Source organism: Aeromonas piscicola, from assembly GCF_000820005.1.
GTDB lineage: Bacteria > Pseudomonadota > Gammaproteobacteria > Enterobacterales > Aeromonadaceae > Aeromonas > Aeromonas piscicola.
Window position 1 is genome coordinate 1 of sequence record NZ_CDBL01000049.1, and the last position, 22,168, is coordinate 22,168.

The window sequence follows — 22,168 nt, forward strand, 5'->3', positions numbered from 1 at the left end:
ATCAAGAGCTTTTTCTTGTGCCATTATGAATTCCTTAATTTTTAGTTAGACATCACCCCTTTATTTAGAGATATGAAAAAGGCTCCCAAAGGAGCCAGTTGATTAATGGTTCTTACTTGAAGAAATAATTGAATTTATCTAGAACAATCCCATTCACTTCGATCAAGAACTCAGTATGAAACTCATGGTTATATGAATCCGTTTCCCAGTACGCCACAAGCTCCCCTGAATCGTTCTCACGAATTCCATAATCAACTAAGGGGTGTGGGTGCTTAGTCGGAAGGGATGGCTTAAACCAAGTCACAGGAGCCATTACATGAGGTGTTGGGATATGGTTGATGGGATACTCTTCACCAATCATCACCCCCCTTTCTCTCATTATTACTTTTCTATACATTCTCTTACCCTTATAACCAAAGTTGGAAACCCGCTGGAAGCGCTTTGAGTGTGACGGGATAAGCTTTGCTCGATGCCAGGGTAAGTGCATCACCAAGAAAATCTCCTTGAACAATTTCATCACGATATTGTTTAGTTTCGTCTCGCCACTTTTGGGTAAGTGCATCCCCAATCGTTACATTTTCAAGAATATGCACTGACTGGCTGATGGGCTCTTGTTCAAAACCAGCGCCAGTAAAATTCATTGCCGTTTCTACAATGCTAACTTGAAGTGCCATTATTTTTCCCTCGTGATGTCTTGGCGAACAACCCAATTACCATAGATCGGTGTAAATGAAGCTTGGGCATCTAATTTGCTCCATAGCTGGATATCATAGACACCATTTGTTTTACCTACATCTGGGCCATAAGGAGCAGCCAACGATTCGGATAGAGTCTTTGTTAAGTTGAAATATCCAAGACCTTGTTTTGCATTGATAGTAGTCCACGGCAATTCAAATATTGCGCCTAAATCGTTGGCTGCATATCTTGCCTGTAATTTCACTGTTAGATTAGTTAGATCAACAGGTGTTGTTACCCCAGTTTGATCATCAACGTTTACGAAAGTCATCTGAATTCTTTTCGAGTCTCCACGATAGATATCCAAATCCCATTTGATTTGTTTGTTAGCCATTTTAATTCCTTAATTATTTGTTGAAGGGGAGAATCACCCTCCCCTATTTGTTTGTTCCTGTCTTACTAGATGAGAAATAAGCTCTGCGCTCTCGATTAATTGAGCTTGGAGTTTTGGTAATGAATCTTCTGATACGTCACCTTGAATAGTGACAGGCATAGAAACGGATACCGCTCCAGAATTACTCTTATTTGATTCGAGATATGAAGTTAGATCCTTGTTCGCCTCTGCTTGAACAACACGTTCCCCACCCTTAAGTATATAAGAACCGGTATTGCTTATTTCGCCATTAGCATACGGAGCTGAATCAGTCCCTGAGTGGAACTGTCCCATAGTCACAGCCACGGCCCCCGCTATTTGAGCGCCTGTAGATGCGATAGTTGTTGCCTTGGCGATGTTCTTACTTGCTAGGGTTGGCAGTGATGGGTCTTTGTCTATGGCTGCCAGTGCATCAAAGCCAGCAAGAGTTACATTCGCGACGGTAGCTGCCTTCTCTAGGGCAAATGCGGCTTTCTGGGCTTTGCTCCCCTTCTCAAGGTTCTGGGCCATTCCACTAAACAACTCACTCATGTTCCCTAGCTGAACTTGAATCAGCGCACGTTTTGCCGCTGTGGTATTCCGATCAATCTCTAGGGATTTTTCAGCGTATGTTTCCTCTGATAACAGACCTAGTTCGTATTGTTCATCTAAGAATTGACGTTTCATCTCCCATTTGATGATGTCCCGTTCTTCCGCACTTTGAATATCTACAAGTTCACGCTCAATTTCCTTATCACGATGTTCCTGGCGTAGTTCGGAAATCTTGTCCTGCTTCATCTGTTCGGTGATGACTTCACTTCCTGCTTGCTCATTAACAACTTCCATTTGGCGTTGTGCAGCAGTCACAGCGATTTCAAGTTCAAGGTCTGCTTTATCCTGAGCCAGAACAGCAAACCCTAATTTACCTTGAAGAATTGCTTGTTGCTCATTGAAAGCCTTGGTTTCTAACTCCTTCTCTCTCTTAAGCTGATTATCCTTAATCTCTACCAATTTTTCAGATAAGGTCTTGGCTGCTATTAGCTTTGCTTGGTCAAATTCAGATTGAGTTAGGCTTCCCTCAGCAAGATATTTCTTCAAATTTTCTAACTGTTGTTGATGAGCATAATTTGCTGCATCTTCTTCAGTTTTATTTAGGGTGCCTAGAGCTGTGAAACGCTTCTGAGCGGCTTCAAGAGAAAACTTAGATTGAGCCTCAGTGATGGTATTGCGTTGCTCACCATTCGATTTCAGGAGGTCTTGCTGTTGAGTTAAACTAGATTGAAGGGCTTTAGTAGTTTCATCACCAATTGAATTTTGAAGTTGGGTTTCTATCTTACCCATTTCAGACATTATCTGAATACGTTGCTTCTCGTTCTCTTCAAGCGCCTTCTTAGCATCCTTAGCACTCCCATAAGAAACGGCAGCAGCGTTACCAGTAGTCCCTGATGATTGGGCATTAATCTGTTCGGAGTTCTTAAAGTCGGTTGCCTTTACTACATCTTGTCTAAGTTTCTCCATACCTTGAGAAATCAATTCATCCCTACGCTTCTTAAATTCGTCAGCATTAAAAATAGGATTAAACTCAATACTCGCTTTAGCCGCAGAATCCATCCTAATCTGTTCTTGAATCTTGCTTGCATTGTCTATCAGGTCTTGGCTATTACCACTACTAACTTTCCCACCAGATATATAATCACCAACAACTTGTTGAGACTTTGCACTTTCGCTCATGTCATACAAGGAATCAGAAATTTTCTTAGTCATAGTATCAGCAAGACGGATTAGTGAAGAAAATGAGTTCACCATTGCCGCATTGAAGTTATTACTAAGGGTATTCATATTACTCTGAATGCGGTCTATATCTGTTATGGTTGATTGAGCAAGAGAAGCCCGCTTGGTCGCATATCCGTCTAGCATGTCTGAAAGCTGTTGTTCATTCATTCTTAGAACACCAGATAGTTTACTGGCATCAGAAGAAAGGCTTTCCATTACAAATGTTTGTTGTGCTGTACTAGCTCCAACCAAATCTAGTTCTTGTTGAATGCGCTTCAATGCTTCAATACCACCAAGACCTTTTAGATCCTCAATGGTCATTGCAGACTTGCCTTTCAGAGTGTCCCATAGATCTTGAAGGGCGCCGCCCCCCGTACTGATGTTGTCCCCAATTCGGTCCATGACATTTCGGGAGATATCACCAAGCTTTTCCAGGTCGATACCGACACCAGTTGCAGCAAGACCTATCTGATTCACCTGTTGTGCTGTAAGACCAGACTGTTTAGCCAGTAATTCAAGCTGTTTCTGATTCTTCCCTACTTCAGTGCCCATCTGAGCGAGTTTGACGCCAGCCCCATATGCTGCACCACCAACAATCCCCAATGCACCAGCAACGGGCCCCAGTCGCGCTAGAAAGCCTGTAACGGCATTGCTGGGGAGATTGAATGCTGACGTAACTTCATTCCCCATATTCGTTGCGTCTTTACTTATAGTATTGAAGCTTTTATTCCCTTCTTGTTGAGCTTTCTTGATGTCGGACACGTATTTTTGTGTCTGGGCTGACATCACCACATTTATACAAGCCATTGTTTACCTCTCTTATATTATTTTAATCTCCTTTTATTTAGGGGGGCAGAAACAAAAAAGGCTCCCGAAGGAGCCGTGATGTGTTGGAGTAGATTACTTATTCTTTAGCAACTCAACCCATTCAGCGTGCTGTCTATCCTTCTTAGAATTAGGATGGTAGAAGATATAGAGCAATGAGCCGATAGGTGATGTGAAAATCCCGATAGTCATGCAAGTTACAAAGTTAGTCCCTCTGTTGTTCTCTCCTGCTTGTGCAATCGCAAATGCAACGAAGATATACACAACTAGCAAGGCAAAAAGGAGCAGTTCTACAGGTATCATTTTTAGTTTCCTTATGAGTGTTTTATATATGCAAACAGATCCAAATGGAGATCATCTATTTTGTTTATTCCTCTTCATCCTTCTTAGGTGTGATATCTCTCTTGATCTCCATAAGCATATGAATTAGATAGGAATCCTTCTTATCACCCTTCTGTAACTCGTCCTGTATGGTTTCATCAATATGACCTATTAGATCAAAGATGGCGTACTCGGTTCTGGCTACAGTAGACAACCGGCGAGCCTTGATTATCAGGTCGTGTTCGAGGTATTCAGGTAACTTTCGTTCAAGCCAGGGAACTAGGTCTGTCATGTTCTTCATGTTCGACTTCTTGGTCACATTCTGATTACGAAGAAGGGTTATCAGGAAACCTAGTAGAGTGTGGTCAGCTTCTTTCGTGAATGGTGCTATAGCGTTGAATGCCCTGTATTCATTTATTGTTTCATAGGGCCATTCTCTTATCTCATGAATAGGTACACCGAGAGATATGGATAGTTCATACATGAATCTCAAGGTGTCATCGACAATCAACGCACGAGCTTTCCCGCAATTTCATCCTTTATGCTTTTGTTCAGACCACTATCGTTAACAATGTGGGCACTCATAAGGCTGATTATATGAAATTCGAATGCATCACCAATAACACTTAGATCAACGTCAGGATCGAATACCGGTTCACCATTAGACTCAACAAGACAATGACGAGCAACCAGTAAGGTACGGATTACATCATCGAATTGATTACATACTTCACGAACGAGGTTGAATGACATTGGTTTGTAGAAGAACTCTAGATTTTCACCATCAACTTCTATTCTTCCTGTCTTTGGTTTCAGACCAAAACGGTCAAGCATTTTCATTTTAATTTCCCTAATTGGTAGTTGTTATATAACTTATTTAGGGAACAAAAAAGCCACCCCAAGTAGGATGGCTGTTTATTAAGCACCAGTAACGTCAGATTCAACAGGTTCACCATCAACGGTGATCTGATAAGACACGGTACGCTGGGTATCAAACTCAGAGCTAATAGACTTAGAACCAATGAAGGCACTAAATTTAACTTGATAGCCACCAGTCTTTTTTGGACCATCATGATAGATAATAGTGAATTCATGTTTAGCTTGATCATCAGCAGCAGCTTTAAGCGCTTTATATGAAGGACTACCAGGAATGAACGTACACACTAGTTCATAAGCATCGACAGAACTGGAACCTGTCATCTTACGACTAAAGCGTTTGTTGAAGTTGAAGAACTCGATGATATTGGTATTTATACCACCACCAGAGGTTTGTTCGATATCTGTAATCTCTACAGTATCCATTTTGACCGTCATATAGTTAGCAACGGTTGCATCGGTTAGAGCCATTTTAATTTTCCTTTTGTTAAGTTAAGTCGGTGACATGAGTGACACCTATTTGAAATTCGCGGACAAACTGTCCCTGATTCGCTTTAAAATCATCAAACGAATGAACAGCGACACCCATCACGATTTCGTCTTGATACTTCAAGATACTTTTATTTAGGGTCTTCCAGATTTCGACAAGCTTCGGATATTCACTAGAACTAATAGAACAGGCGAAGAGACTCTCATCAATCTGCTTGTCCATTGAATAATACTTCGTAGTAGTCTTATTCCCGATTCTCATATAAGTGATAAAACTTTCAGATTCACCTATATTATCAGGAGCTTGGAATGGAAACGTTTTTAATCCGGAAGAAGCCAGCATTGCATGGACTGATTTTTCTACCATTACTTTTTCCTATTGTTTCGTTTGTCTTGTTTCTTAATCTCTTTTTCAACTTCATCAAGAAGACGTTTACCAAAATCTTCAGCTATCTTATTTTCGTTTTGGAATCTCACTTTTTCGACAAAGAAAAGCCCTTGGGTCACGCCTATATAGCGATGACTTTCTTCTGTAGGTTTACCGAAGGAGTGGAACTTAGAATCACCACGGACACGCGCTAGAGGGTTGTTTCGACCATAGTTAAGGATTGTTGCCATTCCATATGCACTCTCTTCTCCATACTCATACTCTCCCCGCTTGGTCTTAAAGGTTACTTCTGAATAAAGTTCATTGAACTTGTCAGATTTGATGAACCCTTGCTTTGAACCATTCTTTTCAGCCTTGCCTGTATTCACCTTCGTCTTGATAACCACATCTGAATCTTTAATAGATTCTGGTTTCGCTGATATCATGTCTTGTTTAACTTCTTCCATGACTGGCTTGACTGCATTCCTTAAAGCTCTTGCCCGAAATTTAGGGTCAGTAAGTGAATCCAATAACTTATTAAGATCGTCTAATCCTTCTGGTTTTGTCTTAGCCACGGTCTTGCTCCAAATAAAGAGTGATGTACTTGTTGAGGTTGTTCCAATTATCCATGGTTATGATCTTGTAGAACTTGCCTTGCCAAGCTACTCGATAAGAGTCTCTGCTATTCATAACATCCATGATTTTGGAGATATAACGAGTTTTCAAGACCACTCGGAATGCCCATTTAGAGTCGTATTTGCTATCTGAATCTACTTGGTTGTCATATGTCATTTGGGCTTTTAGCTTAATGAATACTTTATCTTGGTATTTTGGACTGCCATAATCATCTTGTGTCATTTCTCGATGAAGTATATCTACCGAATGCCTCATTGAACCAATTCTCATTTAACGCCCCTTAATCGGATTAGACCGATATAAGTTCAATATGCGTTTAGATTGATTTGGAATGGATGTAACAGAAGCACCAATGACGGCATCCTCGCGCATCTCATATTCTGAGGCTATAGCCTTCAATACGCCGATCTGGATAGAAGGATGAATCGATGTATCACCTTTCATTACATGAGTTGTAAATGTCACTGGAAGCACTACAGTGGACCCTATAGTTACCCGATTCGAAACCTCGCTATATTCGAAATCAGTCACTGGACCATATGCATTACTTGCTTCAATAATCTCGACATTCTTATTAACCGGTGTATACGGCAACAAGAACGACCGAGAGTTGGATTCAACTAATACCTTAGATTCAACTAGTGGTCGATTAAGATAGGTTTCAGCACTCATCAAACAACCAATTTTCAAGAGTCCTATTTCTTCATCGGCATCAGGAAGACGGAGATAATTTTGTATTACATCATCCTCAATTAGATCATCATATAAACCTATTACTTCATCGACTTTATAAACCACACTCATCATATTCAATTCTCCTTAGTAGTTTTTATTATTTAGGGAAACAAAAAAGCCCCCATGCTGGAGGCTTAATTGACTATTTAGCTTGTACCTTGCGGTTATATTTCCGTTTAGCTGGTTGTATGTTGGCATTCTCGATACTGAGATCAGAGACTGTCAATGTTGTGTCTCCATCTTTAACGATTTCGACTTTATCCATTGAACCACTCGGAATACTCAAGAGAGTGGAAGAGGCTTTCACCTCAACCATTCCCATTTCATCGTTAATTTCTCAAGCAGCAGCAGCCGGATAGAAACCAATCAGAGAAGCGTTATCACCGATTACCAGACCGTGACGGATTGCACTTGGGAAAGAAACCATCCCGTCAATTTGCCACTCGTTCGCCTTGGAGCTAAAGCTGTTCGCCAGAGTCAAAGCTTTAACAGCACGCCCCATATCACCGTACATGATCGGACCTTCCCAGAAGCTATCTACAACTATGTCTTTACCGTGCAGTTGATAAACAGTTGCATCAACAGCAGATGGCTTAACGTAACTGTGACCCATCTTGTCCTTCATCGCGTTAAGTTTCAGGAACTGGGCACTCGTCATGTAGAATTTCGCCCCTGCACGATAACCAGTTACCAGCTTCTCAGTCAGGGCGAATAGTTCGTCAATCAGTCCTTCATCGGTAGCGACACCTTCAACTATGGCGAAGAAGTCAGTCTTGCGATCCTTCTGCGACTTAACGCCTTCGGTCTTGGAGAACTTAGTGCCCAAACCGTCACAGGAATCAGCACCATCAACAGCAACGGAACCATTCAGCAGGTTATCAGCCATCAGGTCGGAGAAATCTTCCGCGATTGCTTCTTGTACCAGGGCGATAGCATTGGTGAAGGAATCGAGAATCAGGTCATCAGGCAGAACTGGCTTGCAGGAACCACGCATGAAGGAACCACGATTCCACACGATATCCGGAGCACCGGCACCATAACCTTTACCCAGAGCGGCACCAGTCTTACCAGCACGAACCGGGAGTTGGAAATCTTCGTTGCTTACAGGGAGCTGTTTGAAGTTAGCAACAATCGGACTTACTTCTTTCAAACGCTTGATCACTTCGGCATGGAACTGAGGAACGATAGCACCATCAATACCATCAGCGGATTTAGTGGAACGGCGACCAGCCATTTGCTTACCTTCATCCATCAGTTCGATATTCTTCTTACCATTGCGGAGGGAATCGCGCAGGGCACGGTTCATACTCTTAGTAGCAGCATCGACTTCCTTTTCCATTTCGTCAGCGGTAATACCTTCATCAAGAGCTTTACCTTTAACTTCTTCCAGAGCTTCTTTAATAGCTTTCAGTTCTTCTTGCAGACGTACAACTTCATCTTCGGACTTGGAGCCTTTTGATTTAGCATCCTCCAGAGCTGTTTGAACGGCTTGAACCTCTTCGGCTACAGCAGCCAGAACGGTTTCCATTTCTACGCCATCAGCAATTTCAATTTCTTTCTTACCAAAACGAATTTTCATTTAAATGTTTCCTTTTAAGGGTTTTTAGATATAAGTAGAGCGCGAGAGAACTATTTCCCTCGTCTCTTGAATTTATTTAGGGTCGGTTTATTTCGACTTAAATTTTGATACCAAAGCCAGTAGGTTAGATTTAGCTAATGCTTTGGCTTTGACTTCTGCCCAAGAGGGAACCCGCACATATTCAGGTTGAATATTATCGGGGGATTTCTCTTCTTTATTTTTCACTGAGATAACACGGGAGGCGGCACAGGCGGGGAATGTTACGATTGAAGTTTCATTTATAATGATTGATTTCAAATGAACTACATCATTAGCTCCATTGTATTCATCCAAAACTAGGTAGCCGATAGAAAGAGAATCCAGAGCACCCATTTTCAGATTTGAATGAACTTCTTTTCCGAGTGGAATATCTAAATTAATTCTGCCCTTTACCCAAAATCCCTCCTTACCATCAATCTCAGAAACGCCATACTCGTCCCAAACTCCGATAACGAGATTTGGATCGTGCTGGTAAAGCATTTTAATTGTGGAACCTTCTTCTTTATGGAAGTCTAAAGTTGCTTGGTATGCGCCGGTTTCAACGAGTTCATTGTTATAATCAACAACGTTACTTATATTCCCCCATGCATATATCTCACCGGTATCACTTACGCCATCCACCTCTTTAAATCGAAGTTTCAGCGCCTTTGTTTTTGTTGCCATTCTTTTAGCCTCTTTTCTTGTATTGAATCTCGTTCCTCTAATGTCAGGTTGTTCGTCTCAACTGCATATATACCTTCCAGCTCTTTAAGCGGAGGTCTACCGATTGCAATTCGAGCTTCGTTAAGTGGGAATGAACCAAGCTTTACCATCTTGTCAGCTACGTCTACACGAGTTGAAATTGGTACACCTGCCAATTCATCGCTATCAAAACGAATGGTCAGTTGATAGTTCCAAGCTTCCTCTAATGCGTCTGTAATCTGTTTCATTATTGGATACAGGCAACTGGCATGGAATGCTTGTCTAACCTCTTCATAACTCTTATATGAGCTGTCAGGAATCCCCAGTAAAGGAAGTGGAATACCAAATACCGTAGCAATCTCTTTAATCTGAGCGAGACGGTTTTTATCGAACTCAAGTTCTTTCATCAGGTTATTGGTCTGTACCCACTTAGAACCTTGGTCAAGGATCAAAACTTCTGATTTCTTGATACTATTTGATATGCCTTCAGAAAATTCATTCCATTGGTCATCGGTCATGTCTTCCGGAGTTTCAACTACACCGCCAGCAAGAGGGCCCCGCCGAGCTAATTGATTAGCGTTGGTAAGTGTTGATTTACTCAGATCAACTAATGTCTTGATATAATCAATCCATTCGATGGACATACCATTCACAACTAGGGGGGATTTAATCCAGAGTATCTCATTTGGGTTAATCTTCTTCCCGTCTGAGTAATTACCGGATAGTGTGAATGAACCATTAGTATTACGTTGAACTGATACAGTACCGTTATCTAGAAGTCGCATAGCATCTACTACTGGTTTGCTTGTTCCTCGTTTATCAATCTTAATGAATGTATCCTTATTAGAAAGCATGCTCAGAACCACACCCCGGATAAAATCACTGGTAGTTTGCCAACCATTAGCCTTACGATATAGAACCTTGTACGCATCCAGATTGTTAGAAGCTGTTATCTCTTTATCGAGACTGTTATCGACTGCCTTTAATGAGATAGATCCAATCTCACTTACTATGAGCTTGACGGCAGTTAATACAGCAGGTTCTTTTAGAAATTCATCCTTCAATCCACCATTTGCTAACCAAGCGTCATCATTCATAGCGATACCAGCTCCACCTTGGCGATTAACGCCACGGGTTTTCTGTCGCTTATTGAACATTAATATTTCTCCTTTAAAATAAAATGGGATACCGAAATATCCCAATCTCATATTATTTAGGGTTGTGTTTTTAACTACCGGAAACCTTGAAAATCTTCGGAGCTTTCCAGACGGGGATACTGGCGACACTCGTCATTAGGCTAACTACTGGGTCTATTTTATGATGTTCGTTCTTCTTCTTGAGCATCGATTCACCTTTCAATGACCCGATATATTCAACGGAGTTTCTAAAGGCGTATTCAAGTAGCGTATCGTTATATTCAAACTTACCGGTTAGGATATGTTCCTTAACTCGGGTGATTGGGAATGACAAGCCAAATCCTTGGAATACTTCAATAGGTTTCACTTTCTTATTCAGAGCGTTTATTTCTTCTGCGAACCGGACACCCAAGGCAGCACTATCCAGCGAGAATGCTTTGATGTTAAACGCGCTGTAAGCCTCTATAACGTCTTGTTTGATTAACCCATGGTCGATGATGGCACCCTCATTTATAACCAGTTCTCCGGCGTTCTGGGCACTTATCATGATGTCTTGGTCAGCTACTGGAAGAACCTCCATAGCACCACGAGAGAAATATGACTTCTGAAATACAATTAGCTTATCTTCTTCTGGGAATACATAGGTAAGACTTGCCAGATCTCGGAACGATGCCAGATCCAATCCCAAGTAACACGGCTTGCCTATGAGGTCCTTGATATCAAGTTTTGGATTTCGACACTTTTGAAGGTCATGAATGTTGATATATGAATCAGTCGCCTCATCTGAGTAGATGTTCATATATTTGGTGAGAAGGTTATTACGGTCTTCTAGATACCCTTGTTTAGCCTTGACACAAATATTACGAATGGTTGCCAGAGTCACAGACTTACCCAAGTTCGGGTTTGCCCATGCCCAAAGTTTCTCGTTTGCGTAATCTTCTTTATGTTCTGGTGGAACTGCATATACCAATGCAAAATATCTATCGTTGATTACTTCGCCAGTGGATACCTTACGACCGTAATCCATTTCCTTAGCAGCAAAGCCAAGGGAGTTAAAGCCAGCAGTGGAGATCATCAGAAGCATGGTGTCTTTCTGCATACCACCAAAACCGGATTCCAGATCACCTTTAAGGGTCGCGTCTGGGTGTGCGTGAAGTTCATCACATACACCTAGAGTGATACGGAAACCATCAAGCTTACCTGGACCAGCTACGGCGCCCATGGTGATTACATCATTGTGCTTACACACAGTCTTCTTACTGTTCTTGGTATTGAACATCGCTTTCAGTTCTGGACTCTGGGCGATAAAACTCTTCATATCGTTTATACAGATCATGGATTGCTCAAGACGAGGGCCAGCCGAAACTACGTATGAACCTTGGTTCTTAGTCATCAGGTTTTCGATAATCATGATGGATGAACTGAGAGTGGATTTCGCGTTGCCACGTCCACACCAAAGGGCGGCGGTTGTATATCTACGAGCCCCTGCTAATTCTTTGTTGGGATGATCTTTCACGTAATAGAAGCCGTAGATATTGACCATGAAGAATACTTGCCAATCACTGAGGGTCATGGTTTGACCTTTGGCAGCACCTTTAGGGAACTTCATCAGCAGGGTGAAACTAAGGGCTTGACGTACCTTATACTTATCGAAATAGATATCATCACGGTTTAAGTCTTTAAGGAACCTTTCACAGGCACCCTTGATATATGGACTGGTATCAATAGCACCTGTAATAACATCATAGGCATATTGTTCTGCGCCCTTGATACTAATACAGTAGTTATCGAAAAGAGTATGACCCAATGGATCATTATGTTTTGGAGTATGAACTCGATGGTTCAGTGATTCTAATGTGCGCATATTATATTCCTTATTGTAGAGGGATCGGCAATATCCCAAGATGCGAGAAACGTTCGCTGTATATGGCCATCCAGTAGGAGCCAATGCCGATATGCACACTTATTTAGGATTGATTATTCTTCGTCTTCTTCTTGCTGACTCATGATTGCAGCAAAGCCGTTAGCCTTCTTCTCTTCTGCAATAGCTATATTCATTGCAGCTCTTGATTTTGGAGTCATACCAAGTTCAATAAGAGATAGACGAATCTGAGTTTGATATTCTTTAACGATATTCAAGGCGGGATTAGCTTTAGTTGTTTCCCCTTCCCTACCACTCTGGATAGTCATACCTTCAATAGCTACAATCTCCAAAGCAGAGTTCATAAAGTCCATCTGTTGAGCAAGAGAGGCTATCGCCGTTTCGATAAGAGGGGTTACATATGCTTTACCACGTTCTTTCTTTAGTTGGTTCTTAATGCGGTTAAACTCTTTCTTACCAGCAGGAGTTAAAACGATACCACCACATATATAAATTACCGACATTGCATGTTCTCCTTAAAGTATTCAAGAAGAACGACAATTAGTTCAAAGTCTTGTACTACTGCATCATATTGATCCCATACGGTGATATCATCTTCACCTACAAAAACACGGTATATTTTGTTCTCATGTACAATGATTTTGTTCACTTCTTTAGTAAAAGTGAGAGAAAACTTATTCCTTTTCTTTGCGGAAAGAGTCCGTTTCTCTTTTAATTTGGTAGTCCAAGAGGTAATCGATTCCCGAATCCCTCGGATAGTTTTCGATAAGATATTTAATAGTTCCATAAGAATTGAGTCCTAGTTTGCGGACAACGGCTGACTTAGTAGAGTGGCACGAGGTACATTCTGAAATCAGGTTGTCGGGGTTTGTTTGATAAGATAATCCGAGAAGCATACGACGCTCTAGCCAGTGGTCTACTTGCTCCGAGGGCCTTTTATTGCATATCTCACAGATTGGATTTTTTGATAAATATTTATTAGAAAGAATTTTCCAGCGGCTGGTGTTGTAAAATTTATCGCTGGAATAATTAGAAACTTTCTTTCTAGGTACGAAATGTTTTTCGCATTTGGTTTCTCCATCAAGAGCTATCGAAGTGCAAGTGGGATGAAGACATTTCTTTTGTAATGCCATGGGAATTCCTTTTACAGAAAAAAAGTCCCAGACCTAATTGGTGTCAGATCGGGATACGAGGGGGTGTGATAAAGCGTTGAATTATTTATAAAACCTCCCCCCTATCGATTTCTTTTCTAATTTGGTATCAGGGTATTGCTTTACTCTCGGATTGCTTAGAGAGCGTTACAGGAGCTTATACACGATTGGATTTTGATTCTTTTACCAAGCGTTGGATTAGATCACGTTGTTGTTCCAACTGACGGGTAAACTGGGTAGCTGGTTCAATACCTTTTTCAATTTCCTTCATGCGCTGTTCATATTTTCCTTTTCTCTCCCTACATTTCACAATCAATGGATGCTCTACACGTTCAAGTTTGTAAGTTGTAATAACATAACGAGTTACATCATCGGTCTTTATCCAATTACCACGCTCAAGATATTTCTTAACGTAGTATGGAGCCTGATAGATAACAGAGTCTTCAAATCTGATTGCTTTTACTACTTCAAAGGTATCTTCCTTCATAGCAGTCACTTCAAATCCAATCTCTTCATTAAATTCGCGGTGAACTTTCTTTCCTATCCAGCGTTCAAGATGGTCAATTGCTTTGAGAATACATTTATCTTCTTCTTCACGTTCTAAAGACTTATCAAGCAGGTCAATTGCTTGCTTAGAGGTGATGGTATTGGACAGGGTTTCAATTTCGTTAGTGTTCATTTTCTTGTTTCCTATAAGTGGTGGATTAACTCATTATGAGTTTTGATTAGGTAAAGGACTTATTCCCTTACCCTCTTATTTACCAGTGTCCGATTTTGCTTAGTTGCTCGGTCATCTGTTTCTTATGTTCTGCGATGATATTCATTTTGATTACTCTCCAAAGTTTTTGATTACTATTTCAACGCCATCACGTTCGATAGCTTCTTCGTTCAACTTAACTACAAGCATCTCATTAAACTGAGGATCCATATGATAATGACATGAAATATATGGTACGAGTTCGGGTTGACGATCAAAGAGTTCAGTTTCAAACTCAGCAATATCATTACATGGGGTCATCATGTGGATGATTGCAATACAACCATCGATAGTTACGATATCGTAATCACCTTCCCATTCGAAATGGTTGCTAATGGTTTCGATTTGACGAAGACATTCTTGGTCGAATTGTGCGGTGGTATAGTTCAGAATATTGATTTTCATCTTTGTTTCCTTTTTGCTTTGGTTTTGTCTTAATATCTCTAAGATGCTCATAGTCCAATATCCTCGAATCTATTCAGTACCGGAATAATCTTTTGTGCTTTGGTCTTGTTATTAAAGCTACTTGCCATGATATCGAATACTTCATCACGGATTTCTTCGATAATGTCTTGAATGTTCATTGTTCTTGTTTCCTTTATGTGGTGGTTAAGGTGTAAGGATTAATTCCCTACACCCTTATTTAGGCTTTACTTTTTCTTACTCTTTAGCCATTCAACTAAAACTCGGATCGCCAGGGAAATCCAATCTTCTCGTTTATAGCTACTCATCACACGACTCCATAAACTACACACGCACCAATCCCAGCAGCGATTAGAATCAAAGCTGGATACTTGATAACAGGATGAAGCGGGCTTTCTTGGATCTTGCTAAAGAGCATTTTAAGACCTTGTACCATTTTCATTTTCCTTAAACGCTTTGCGTCTTCTTCTTATGAGACAGAACTATTCCATCCCTCATATCTATTTATATGAGTCGAAATTTCCATCCCTAAGAACGGCAGCAACACGCCGAGCACGATTAGGTGTCTGCTTGTACCATAAGCTGTCCAGGGCATGACGGTGAGCGCCTTGATAGTCTGGATTCGGCGTTTTGTCTAAAGCGAGCAACATGTTTCTGAACCCACCAACTCCACCAACGCCAGCTCCCATTTGAAACGCCATGTTTTGTAGAGCCCTACGTCTGGCTACATCCATCTTCAGGTAGATTGGGTAGTACCATTGAGACTTCATCGTGCTCATCATGCTGGTCAGATCGATGGCCAAGAGATTGGACACATCTTCGTTAGAGATAACACCTTGCGTTTTTCGGTTTAACTGGAAGTCTAGGATTGCGATTGCCTCTTGCTTGGTGATCTTCTTCTTGGCTAAGAGATGACCAATCCCGATAGTCCAATACCCTTTCGAGTCTAGATATATTTCATTTCTCGACCCTTCGTCATAAATGAGCATTTGTTCAATATTCAATTTTTATTACCTCAGTAAATAAATTCAGAGCGTTTTTGCTCACTGTTATTTACGAGGTAATAAATTTAATGTCGGAACATAATTGGATTGGACTAGAGTAGATGGAGCCGGAGCCAGGTGTTGAGGGCTTTATATATTTGATAAAGAATAAAGTTACTGGTGAATGGTATATCGGGAAGAAATCGTTTTGGTCTAGGGTCACAGAACGGCGTAAAAGCGATCCGAAGTATGGTAAGAAGGTTACCAAGGAAAGTGATTGGAGGAAGTATCAGAGTTCGTCTGAGGTCGTTCGGGGATGGTCTGAGGGGGATATAGAAAAGATATGTCTGAAGGTATGCAAGAGTAAGTATGAGGTGAGCTATTGGGAGTTGTTCTATCTGTTCAAGTTAGAGGGACTGAGGAAACCGAAGTGTCTTAACTACATGGCGGGCTCAAGCACTATTGGGCGTTGTCCTGATTGGTTTTTGATTGAAGATATCTAGTGTGCTAGAATGAGTCCCCTTTTATTGTTGGAGAATAAAATGACAAGATATGAAGATATGAACCGAGAATTATTTGACGAAGATGGTGTCATCAATAAGCATGTTGCAGTTATGATGTTCAAACACGAAGATATAATCATCAAAGTTCTTGAAAGTCTTGATGAAGAGTCCTTTGAAAGAGCTGAACTGGCGTTCGATAAAGTGAAAGAGCAAAAGAAGTAAATTATTCAATCCCTAGCACTTTGGTTAGGGATTTTTCATCGAAGGGAAAATATAATGAGTTTTGCAAAATCGTATGAATTCACTGTAAGAACAAAAAAATCAAACTTTAATAGTTTTGTTGATTTTGCTAATGAAGCAGCAACACAAGTAAACACTATCTTAACTCGCATTCAGAATGGCGCCATAATTGTTAGTGACCCAATAGATATTAGAGTTAACTCAGAACCTCAAGACAGAGGATATGGCGACTATTATTCTCATATCGTAATAATTTTTAATTATGATGCGGAAAAAAGAGTGACAATTGATGATTCAGAAATAATCCGAAAAGAACTGTTCAAAAACTCTATGTGGTATGCACCTGAAGACAATGAAGGCATCCGGATCTGTAAACGATATCAATGATAAAAAAGAAAGCCCCGAACCATTGCAGAGCGGGGCTTTTTATATTAATACCAAAAAATCATTTGGAACGATCAATTGGCTTTGGTGTTGGCGGTCGGACAGCTTCAGTAGGCGCTGTCCTTGGCATTGTATTGCCACTCTTTGGTGGTTGCGTTGGCATAACAAGGTGCTTATCTATATTCCTAGTAACCAACCCTTCCATGATCATACCATCATTACATATGACTGGATTTGATTTATTCGGCGGTTTTGCCATATTTCAGTCCCTTCTTTATGGTTAAATTATTAAATCAGCATCGCTGATGCTTTATCTACTAAAACTGATTGTTACTCAGCTTCGGCGGATTGGGTGGCAGATTGATCTACATCCTCAGTTACAGGTGGGACGGTATATATAATTAATTGTCCTTGGGGTTTAGAAACATATAGTTTACTTGCAGTAAATATTTCTGTACTATCCTTCATTTGTGTCGCCACAACATTTATCATCCCCAATTCCTGCATACCTTCCTCACTCATATGATAGTAATAAACCATGCCGGAAAGTATTATGTTTTCATCCAGAATCATAACAAGAACATATTCATTTGCTGTGGAACGTACGACCTTAGAGAATACAGGTTCATCGCCATACTTCTCACTGACGTTCAATGCTATTAATACATTATGTATAGCGGAAGTTGTTTTTATCTTTAAGAAAAGTAGTGCAGATAGTATGGCCACGGCACCAGATGATATAACCTCCATTGGCTCAAACTTTTTACTTGAACCATTGATAACGTTCCACACATCAAGATAATATAAATTTGTCTCAGCTACACCTTTTATAATGTTATGACAGAATTTCCCAATGATGTAATAAACTCCTTGTATAAGGCCGCCATACAAACATTGTGCAGCCAATATAATTAGCTGCAATATGAAATAAGCGAAAACACCAGAGACAATTGAATATAGAATGTATTTCCAAGAATCCCATTTTTTGTGTTCGGTGAAGTTATCAATTATAATTACAAACAAAACACCTGGGAAAAGTAGTATCACAACTAAAGCAGTGAAAACATCCATGATAGTCCCACTAATTTAAATTAAAAACTTCTGAATGATACTCGAACCGGCCCCACATTGCAACTTGATCGCCCCGTCCACACGACCTGAAAAAATAAGATCAAAAAGCCCCAACCATCATGGAAGGGGGCTTTTTTTATTTCCAAAACTCAAGAAGATGGCTCTTAAAGATGAAGGATGAAATCGCTAATAGAGATGCCATATAAGGTAAAAGAAGATCAAGGTGTTCTGAACGTCTGAAAAATGCATCAAATCTATATTCAAGCTCTATTTTGAATAGCTCGCGAAGGTCATCCTTAGTCCAATTATCATCAAATTTATTTAGATTCACAATCTCTGTATGAATATACTTCCCGACATCTACATCATAACTCAATGACCGACTTAAGAATGGGCCTGTATTGTATTTTAATACATACTCTTGTTCTCTACTATGCTCAGATGGCTCTAAAGGTTTTGCAAAACTTTCTTCTTTAAGTTTGCTGAAAAGCCCATGAGGCTCAATTAAACCAGAACCATCAAAATCATGATAAACAACCAATAACCTACGGTCATTAACCATTTCGCTAGACCACAATTTAAAAAGCTGTCGATGATACTTGAAGGCAAATGAATAATATCGAATTGTGAGAACAATCACACCAAGTAACACTAACCAGCCAAATGCAGGAGTATTACTGAACTCAATCTTGAATATAAACGTGTTCGCCTCTTTGATCTGTGCATCACTCAGGCTCATAGCCATCAAGAGAAGACTTATTATTGTTAACTGATTCCGCTTGGATTTGAACTCATCATCAGTCTTCATCTGCTCAATGGGTATATCTTTGTATTCCATATCAAACCCCTCCCAATAGTTTCAATCAGTCTATCATAGGGCGACGTCAAAATGCTCGCCATTTGATATGGTGACCGTCTGAGTTTATGCTGATAAAGAAACTACAGCTACCCTAAATACATGTATAGAGAGAAGGTCTTAGACAGCCTTCCTTTTGGTGAGAAGCCCCTTCCTTTTGGTTGGGGCTTTTTTGTGTCTGGTGAAAAGTAGCAGATAAGAAAAAGCCCCATCCGAAGACAGGGCTAAACAGGAATATTGTTAGAGTGAGCTTTTTGACTTCGGAGGGTTGCAGCCCTTTGTTCCGACTTATCAAGAAGAAAGGACAACTAGGAATCCTCTCACTCTCTATTACTATTTACAGATCATTAAAAACGGTAGGTATGAAATGATTATATCATGCAAAACTCAGGGCTATGAACATGAATTTTCGGAACTCAAAACTCAAATTAGGGTAGTTTATGGCATGTTTTAGGGTAGTTTATGCCTCTGAGAACCGCGCCACCACTGGGCCTAGTCTGTAAGTAATACTATATACACGCCCTCGCCCTTCGGTCGATTCCCCGCGATAATCTGAATATCATCTAAGAACAATATTAAAAGAAAAAGGAAACGGAGCGTAAGCGACCGCCGTCAGGCGCTTGATCAATCATTCAGATTTTCTAATTATAAAGTTCTATAAAATACTAATAGAAACTTTACACTTAGAATAGGATTTGTAGATTAATAGCAATTCAAGAAATCGATTAGAATAGTTTTACAAGACGGGCTATCGCCCTGTTCGCTTCGCTCACTCTTTCTTATTTCAAGATGATTTTTATAACTCACTTTAAAATCTCTACAAAGCTCTATAATAAATTCTAAGGGTTTCAGGCCATCATGGTATTAAATCCTTCAAGGAATCTCTTAGAACGTCATACAGGAAGGATTTTAAGGATTCCAATACACTGAATGACCTGAACAAGAAAAGACTGGCTATCGCCGTTTCAATTCTACTTTGATTCTAGGTATTAGGGTTTTCAGATAAAAGTATTCAGATCATCTAATTTCAGGTTACACTAAATAGAGCAGTAAGGAACTTGATTTGTTTTGAAGGTTCGAACCAGTTTCGATTAAGATATTCGTATCCCCGCTTTTCATCACTCCCCGCTTTTTCCTATTAGTGACTTATGCTAACAAATATAGAAATATTAGCATAACTATAAACCGACAACTTTTCAAAAAATCTATTATAAGTCATTGTAATAAAACAAGTTTTAACTCTTAGCTACCTATTAGATAATTATTGTGCTAAAGAACCTATTTTTAGCACGAACATTCCCCTTGCATATAAGCAAGAATAACTTGTATTTGGCTACCCTAAATACATTCATAAGAAGAAACAATTCTTCTGAACAAGAACTATTATGCACCCAAATGGTGCACCCCTATATCTGTTGCAGCAGATAACAATCTTAATCCTCAAACTATGGAACTCCAAAATGAAATCCCAAGACACCCTATTTATCAACATTGAATCTAAAAAAGTAATAACCAACCGTGCTAAAAAGCAATGGGCTACCGTTAAAACTATTTCTACTATCAACTATCAATTTGGTAAGAACAAGGCGGGAACTATGCTCCCATTCTCTGGCTTCTCTAAAGAGCTGAAAGCCCTTGGTCTGGAAAGTCAATCTGATCGTGGTCGTTTCTTGCGTAAGCGTGTACGTGACACACTGAAAGAAGCTATGGTTGATTCTAAGCAATGTTTATATGCAATCCGTATTGCTGGTAAGAAAATGAATATCGTTGTTGGTGATCTGGATAAGACCCGTGATGGTCAGATTCATGGTGTTGTTTTCAAATTTGAAGTTTCCCTTAACGAGAGAATGAATATTGTTGTTCGCTTTGAAGAAATCAACCGCAATCAATACACCTACAAAGGTTCACTGGTACACCACATGGATAATATGAATAAGATTGAAAAGCGTGGTTCTTATACCCGCAAAGCTAAGACTATCGAAATCACCGAAGAAGCTATTGAAAACGAATCCGACTTCACTATTGAACTTGCTAAGACTGTCAACGAAAACGCAGAGATCGCTAATCAGAATGCTTTGGTAATCGACAAACTAATTCAGGTTCTTATCGATAACGGGATTCAGGTTCCGTTTGAAATGATTGCTGACCCTTCCGAAGATGAGGACGAGATCCAATCACAAGAAGAATTTGAACTGGTGCAGGCTATCGAGTCTGCCCGTCCTGTACGTTACAACTAAGGAACCCCGCAATGTCTCTATCTACCAAGCAAGCCCTGTTCGTCTTAGCCATATGTGTTGCCATCGGCTTTATCGGTCTTCCGATTATTGCTCTAATTTAAACACCCTAAATAAATGTATGAAGAAGAGAATAAGCTACTCTGAATCTATTTCGGGCATACCCGCCCATTAATCGTTATCGGTTTATTGATTGGTTAAAAGTTATTGGAGACGAAGAGGTTTCTTCACCGATAACGATTACTCTTCTATAAGCTTAGGGGACAATAACCGATAACACTCTCAATAAACCGATAAGGATTATAAAATGCAAACTATTACTCTGGTACTGACCAAAAAAGAAATCACCCTGTCTACTCACAATGTAGAAGGCTCCCAACTCTATAAAGCTCAAGACCTCCTGAAAGGTTATGGTCTTGATGTGTTGAAAACCCAAGATACCGTAAAACACTGGAAAACTAGTATGGAATCTAAACAGGCAGATTTCGCCTGTTATAGTTTTAAAGGTAAAAATGGCGGAACCTACCTAACCAAGCGTCAAATCCTGAAACTTGCCGGTTACGTCTCATACGAATTTGAAGATGCAGTTTATGAAGCGTTTGAAATGCTCATGAACGGTAATGGTAATGGAGCAATCGAAAAGGCTCTGAGTGTTGCTGTGATTCACCCTGTCATGATGCAGGATCGCCCTCTCAAGACCTTGAAGAAGATGTTCACAGAGTCTGGATTGACAGTCGATGAATTTGTTAAGCGTGTTATTGCTTCTACTATGAACAACCAAGAAGCTACCATTGATGATCGTCTTAAGATGGCAAATGCTCTTATCAAATTGACCGAACTTCCTTACTCTGGAAAAGATTTTGCTGGTCATGCCCTCAAGATACTGGCAGCACAAAACGAGATTCATAAGTACCGCGCAACCAAAATGGGTCAAGCCGGTAATTTGAAAAAGACTCTTGCGATTAAGGCGAACCGGAAACTTTCCCGTAAAGCAGAAGCCCTGGAAATCCTGATTGAAGAAACCGAGCTTGAACTTGAAGATATGCGTATCCGAGCTAAGAAGATTGGTTCTATCGCCATTGAGGACCGGAAGCAGAAGAATGAGCTTGAAGGTAAGATTATCGAGCTTGAAGAAAAACT

The 22,168-nt window shown here is 40.2% G+C and carries 29 protein-coding genes; 5 read left to right on the top strand and 24 right to left on the bottom strand.

The window, feature by feature from the left end:
- Positions 1-112 precede the first annotated feature (112 nt).
- The 22 genes from BN1128_RS25320 to BN1128_RS10520 form a co-directional block, all read right to left on the bottom strand.
- Positions 113-397 (bottom strand): hypothetical protein, encoded by a 285-nt coding sequence (locus BN1128_RS25320; protein WP_156140184.1) that lies wholly within the window; start codon positions 395-397, stop codon positions 113-115.
- A gap of 10 nt (positions 398-407) precedes the next feature.
- A complete protein-coding gene (locus BN1128_RS25325) occupies positions 408-674 on the bottom strand; it encodes a hypothetical protein (RefSeq protein ID WP_156140185.1) in 267 nt (88 codons plus the stop codon).
- Positions 674-1,069: a hypothetical protein gene (locus tag BN1128_RS10435; protein WP_042868423.1), complete on the bottom strand. Its 396-nt coding sequence runs from the start codon at positions 1,067-1,069 to the stop codon at positions 674-676. Before BN1128_RS10435 ends, BN1128_RS25325 begins: the two co-directional genes overlap by 1 nt.
- Positions 1,070-1,102: 33 nt before the next feature.
- Positions 1,103-3,667, bottom strand: coding sequence for a coiled-coil domain-containing protein (locus BN1128_RS10440; protein ID WP_042868426.1), 2,565 nt, complete (start codon positions 3,665-3,667; stop codon positions 1,103-1,105).
- Between the two features lie 93 nt (positions 3,668-3,760).
- Complete coding sequence (locus BN1128_RS10445) at positions 3,761-3,988, bottom strand: hypothetical protein (protein WP_042868428.1); 228 nt, start codon at positions 3,986-3,988, stop codon at positions 3,761-3,763.
- A gap of 64 nt (positions 3,989-4,052) precedes the next feature.
- A complete protein-coding gene (locus tag BN1128_RS24090; RefSeq protein ID WP_156140186.1) occupies positions 4,053-4,490 on the bottom strand; it encodes a hypothetical protein in 438 nt (145 codons plus the stop codon).
- 23 nt (positions 4,491-4,513) lie between these two features.
- Positions 4,514-4,846, bottom strand: a complete 333-nt coding sequence (locus BN1128_RS10455; protein WP_042868430.1) for a hypothetical protein — start codon at positions 4,844-4,846, stop codon at positions 4,514-4,516.
- A 78-nt stretch (positions 4,847-4,924) separates the two neighbouring features.
- Positions 4,925-5,353 carry a hypothetical protein gene (locus tag BN1128_RS10460; RefSeq protein WP_042866327.1) on the bottom strand — a complete coding sequence of 143 codons (429 nt, stop codon included), beginning with the start codon at positions 5,351-5,353 and terminating at the stop codon, positions 4,925-4,927.
- Between the two features lie 16 nt (positions 5,354-5,369).
- Complete coding sequence (locus BN1128_RS10465; RefSeq protein ID WP_042868432.1) at positions 5,370-5,738, bottom strand: hypothetical protein; 369 nt, start codon at positions 5,736-5,738, stop codon at positions 5,370-5,372.
- The gene (locus tag BN1128_RS10470) at positions 5,738-6,313 is read right to left on the bottom strand and encodes a hypothetical protein (protein ID WP_156140187.1); all 576 of its coding nucleotides are present in this window, start codon (positions 6,311-6,313) and stop codon (positions 5,738-5,740) included. Before BN1128_RS10470 ends, BN1128_RS10465 begins: the two co-directional genes overlap by 1 nt.
- Positions 6,306-6,644, bottom strand: coding sequence for a phage head completion protein (locus tag BN1128_RS10475; protein ID WP_156140188.1), 339 nt, complete (start codon positions 6,642-6,644; stop codon positions 6,306-6,308). The genes BN1128_RS10470 and BN1128_RS10475 overlap by 8 nt, the downstream gene beginning before the upstream one ends.
- Positions 6,645-7,181 (bottom strand): hypothetical protein, encoded by a 537-nt coding sequence (locus BN1128_RS25330; protein ID WP_156140189.1) that lies wholly within the window; start codon positions 7,179-7,181, stop codon positions 6,645-6,647.
- A 265-nt stretch (positions 7,182-7,446) separates the two neighbouring features.
- Positions 7,447-8,688: a phage major capsid protein gene (locus BN1128_RS10480; RefSeq protein ID WP_042868436.1), complete on the bottom strand. Its 1,242-nt coding sequence runs from the start codon at positions 8,686-8,688 to the stop codon at positions 7,447-7,449.
- Positions 8,689-8,775: 87 nt separating this feature from the next.
- The gene (locus BN1128_RS24095; protein WP_052445509.1) at positions 8,776-9,390 is read right to left on the bottom strand and encodes an HK97 family phage prohead protease; all 615 of its coding nucleotides are present in this window, start codon (positions 9,388-9,390) and stop codon (positions 8,776-8,778) included.
- Positions 9,366-10,565: a phage portal protein gene (locus BN1128_RS10490; protein ID WP_042868437.1), complete on the bottom strand. Its 1,200-nt coding sequence runs from the start codon at positions 10,563-10,565 to the stop codon at positions 9,366-9,368. Before BN1128_RS10490 ends, BN1128_RS24095 begins: the two co-directional genes overlap by 25 nt.
- A 70-nt stretch (positions 10,566-10,635) precedes the next feature.
- Positions 10,636-12,408 (bottom strand): terminase large subunit, encoded by a 1,773-nt coding sequence (locus BN1128_RS10495; protein ID WP_082030400.1) that lies wholly within the window; start codon positions 12,406-12,408, stop codon positions 10,636-10,638.
- A 113-nt stretch (positions 12,409-12,521) separates the two neighbouring features.
- On the bottom strand, positions 12,522-12,929 hold the full coding sequence (locus BN1128_RS10500) for a phage terminase small subunit P27 family (protein ID WP_042868441.1): 408 nt from the start codon (positions 12,927-12,929) through the stop codon (positions 12,522-12,524).
- A 171-nt stretch (positions 12,930-13,100) separates the two neighbouring features.
- Complete coding sequence (locus BN1128_RS25335; RefSeq protein WP_156140190.1) at positions 13,101-13,559, bottom strand: HNH endonuclease; 459 nt, start codon at positions 13,557-13,559, stop codon at positions 13,101-13,103.
- A 175-nt stretch (positions 13,560-13,734) separates the two neighbouring features.
- Positions 13,735-14,256 carry a hypothetical protein gene (locus BN1128_RS25340; protein ID WP_156140191.1) on the bottom strand — a complete coding sequence of 174 codons (522 nt, stop codon included), beginning with the start codon at positions 14,254-14,256 and terminating at the stop codon, positions 13,735-13,737.
- Positions 14,257-14,406: 150 nt separating this feature from the next.
- On the bottom strand, positions 14,407-14,739 hold the full coding sequence (locus BN1128_RS10515) for a hypothetical protein (RefSeq protein WP_167335805.1): 333 nt from the start codon (positions 14,737-14,739) through the stop codon (positions 14,407-14,409).
- 47 nt (positions 14,740-14,786) lie between these two features.
- Positions 14,787-14,918, bottom strand: a complete 132-nt coding sequence (locus BN1128_RS26435) for a hypothetical protein (RefSeq protein ID WP_276325059.1) — start codon at positions 14,916-14,918, stop codon at positions 14,787-14,789.
- A gap of 339 nt (positions 14,919-15,257) precedes the next feature.
- On the bottom strand, positions 15,258-15,761 hold the full coding sequence (locus BN1128_RS10520) for a glycoside hydrolase family protein (RefSeq protein ID WP_156140192.1): 504 nt from the start codon (positions 15,759-15,761) through the stop codon (positions 15,258-15,260).
- Between the two features lie 101 nt (positions 15,762-15,862).
- On the opposite strand from BN1128_RS10520, the gene BN1128_RS26565 reads away from it, so the two are divergent.
- Genes BN1128_RS26565 through BN1128_RS25350 form a run of 3 tightly spaced genes read left to right on the top strand, consistent with a single transcriptional unit; the run spans position 15,863 to position 16,870 of the window.
- Positions 15,863-16,243: a hypothetical protein gene (locus BN1128_RS26565; RefSeq protein ID WP_052445510.1), complete on the top strand. Its 381-nt coding sequence runs from the start codon at positions 15,863-15,865 to the stop codon at positions 16,241-16,243.
- 39 nt (positions 16,244-16,282) lie between these two features.
- Positions 16,283-16,465 (top strand): hypothetical protein, encoded by a 183-nt coding sequence (locus BN1128_RS25345; protein WP_156140193.1) that lies wholly within the window; start codon positions 16,283-16,285, stop codon positions 16,463-16,465.
- Positions 16,466-16,519: 54 nt separating this feature from the next.
- Positions 16,520-16,870 (top strand): hypothetical protein, encoded by a 351-nt coding sequence (locus tag BN1128_RS25350; RefSeq protein ID WP_156140194.1) that lies wholly within the window; start codon positions 16,520-16,522, stop codon positions 16,868-16,870.
- Positions 16,871-17,197: 327 nt separating this feature from the next.
- Here the strand turns inward: BN1128_RS25350 and BN1128_RS10530 are convergent, their stop codons facing one another.
- Together BN1128_RS10530 and BN1128_RS10535 are read right to left on the bottom strand one after the other, a co-directional pair.
- On the bottom strand, positions 17,198-17,938 hold the full coding sequence (locus BN1128_RS10530) for a hypothetical protein (RefSeq protein WP_042868455.1): 741 nt from the start codon (positions 17,936-17,938) through the stop codon (positions 17,198-17,200).
- A 136-nt stretch (positions 17,939-18,074) separates the two neighbouring features.
- The gene (locus BN1128_RS10535; RefSeq protein ID WP_042868457.1) at positions 18,075-18,776 is read right to left on the bottom strand and encodes a hypothetical protein; all 702 of its coding nucleotides are present in this window, start codon (positions 18,774-18,776) and stop codon (positions 18,075-18,077) included.
- Between the two features lie 1,478 nt (positions 18,777-20,254).
- Here BN1128_RS10535 and BN1128_RS10540 point away from each other — a divergent pair.
- Both BN1128_RS10540 and BN1128_RS10545 read left to right on the top strand, forming a co-directional pair.
- Complete coding sequence (locus BN1128_RS10540; protein WP_156140195.1) at positions 20,255-21,031, top strand: hypothetical protein; 777 nt, start codon at positions 20,255-20,257, stop codon at positions 21,029-21,031.
- Positions 21,032-21,335: 304 nt separating this feature from the next.
- Positions 21,336-22,168: hypothetical protein (locus tag BN1128_RS10545; protein WP_042868461.1), on the top strand; the 833-nt coding region annotated here is incomplete at its 3' end.